Raw genomic sequence first — 1,629 nt, 5'->3', positions numbered from 1 at the left:
GATTCGCTTTCCAGCAGCGCCTGGCAGCTTAGCACCACATCCTTGCCGGCATCGGCCAGCTGGTGCGCCAGCGTAATCCAGTCGCTGCTGCGCAGTTGCTGGCGGCGCGAGCACACCGCTTCGCCCAGATAAAGGGTATCCAGCGGCCAGTCTGCCGCCTGCTGGTAAAAATTGAAAACCGTATCGCGGGGCCAGAAAAAAAGGATGGGGCCCAGAGTCAGCTTGAGATTAAGTGGGGTCATAAGAGTGCGTATCGGAGTATTCGGTAGCGGCCGGCCCGGCCTTATTTCCATGGCCGGTTGTAAGCGCCCAGCGTCTGCTGCTGGCCCTCTGCGAGTTTGGCCAGTGCCGCTTGCCACGCCGGCTTGACCGAAAAGCGCTGCATCTCGCGCCCAGCGGCATCCAGTGCTTCGCGCAGCGTCTTGGTGACCTGCGCCACATAAGCCGGGCTGCGCTGACGGCCTTCGACCTTGATCGCGGCCACGCCGATGTCGATGATTTGCGGCAGCATTTCCAGCACATTGAGGCTGGTCGGCTCTTCCAGCGCGTAATAGGTATCGCCCTGCACCTCGAAGCGGCCCTTGCACAGCGTGGGGTAGCCGGCCGGCTCGTCCTTGCCGTACTGGTCGATCATGATGCCGTTCAGGGTGGCGCGGGTGGCATCGCCCTGCTGTTCCCAGCGCACGAACTTGGCCGGCGAACACACGCCGTGGGTATTGGGCGACTCGCCGGTGGCGTAGCTGGACAGCAGGCAGCGCCCCTCCACCATCACGCACAGGCTGCCGAAACCGAATACCTCGATTTCCACCTTGGTATTGCGGATCACATGGCCGACCTGATCCAGCGTCAGCACCCGTGGCAGCACCGCCCGCTGCACGCCGAACAGCTCGTGCGCGAGGTTCACCGCCTCGTAATTGGTGGCCGAGCTTTGCACCGACATATGCAGGCGCAGGTTCGGGTGGCGGCGGCTGGCGTAATCCATCAGCCCCAGATCCGCCAGAATCACCGCATCGACTCCCAGATCGGCCGCCTGATCGACGGCGCGCTGCCAGCGCGAGATATCGACCCCCTGGGCAAAGGTATTGATCGCCATCAGCACCTTGCGCCCCTTGTCGTGTGCATAGCGGATACCGGCGGTGGCGGATTTTTCGTCGAAATTCAGTCCGGCAAAATTGCGGGCATTAGTCTCGTTCTTGAGGCCCATATACACCGCATCGGCACCATGGTCGATGGCAGTCTTGAGCGCGGGCAGGCTGCCGGCGGGGCAGATCAGTTCGGGTAGCTTAGGCATGCGAGGCTAGCGTAATCATAAACCCGCCCACGGTAACAGCATGGGATGGAGTGCGACTTGTTCTGGGTCAAGGGGGAGGCAGGTGGCGGCTGTTGCGGCTAGCAAGGGGGTAGCAAGGGGGTAGCGAATGAGCCGTGTTGCAGTTTCACCCTATTTTTTAACAGCACCGTGTTTGCCATGTGAATATTTTGCCTGTTAAGGATATACAATCAGGTAATGTATACCTTCCCGCGATCCTGCCTACCGGCCCACAGGAGTCCCGCCATGAAAAATGGCTTTACCCTGATCGAGATGATGGTGACGCTATCTATTTTGGCGATTGTGGCCGTGATGGCTGC

The 1,629-nt window shown here is 60.7% G+C and carries 2 protein-coding genes and 1 pseudogene; 1 reads left to right on the top strand and 2 read right to left on the bottom strand.

Annotated features, from left to right (window positions below):
* Positions 1-242 (bottom strand): annotated as a pseudogene (locus ACRC1E_RS14045) (U32 family peptidase); the annotation flags it as partial.
* A gap of 41 nt (positions 243-283) precedes the next feature.
* Positions 284-1,291: a ubiquinone anaerobic biosynthesis protein UbiU gene (gene ubiU / locus ACRC1E_RS14040; protein WP_438515709.1), complete on the bottom strand. Its 1,008-nt coding sequence runs from the start codon at positions 1,289-1,291 to the stop codon at positions 284-286.
* A gap of 216 nt (positions 1,292-1,507) precedes the next feature.
* Between ubiU and ACRC1E_RS14035 the strand changes: the two genes are divergently transcribed.
* Positions 1,508-1,629, top strand: a 122-nt coding sequence (locus tag ACRC1E_RS14035) for a type II secretion system protein (RefSeq protein ID WP_438515710.1), incomplete at its 3' end; no start/stop codon positions are given.

Source organism: Craterilacuibacter sp., from assembly GCF_051659485.1.
GTDB lineage: Bacteria > Pseudomonadota > Gammaproteobacteria > Burkholderiales > Chromobacteriaceae > Craterilacuibacter.
The sequence above is the reverse complement of the archived record's forward strand: the minus strand, read 5'-3'. Positions and strand labels throughout refer to the sequence as shown.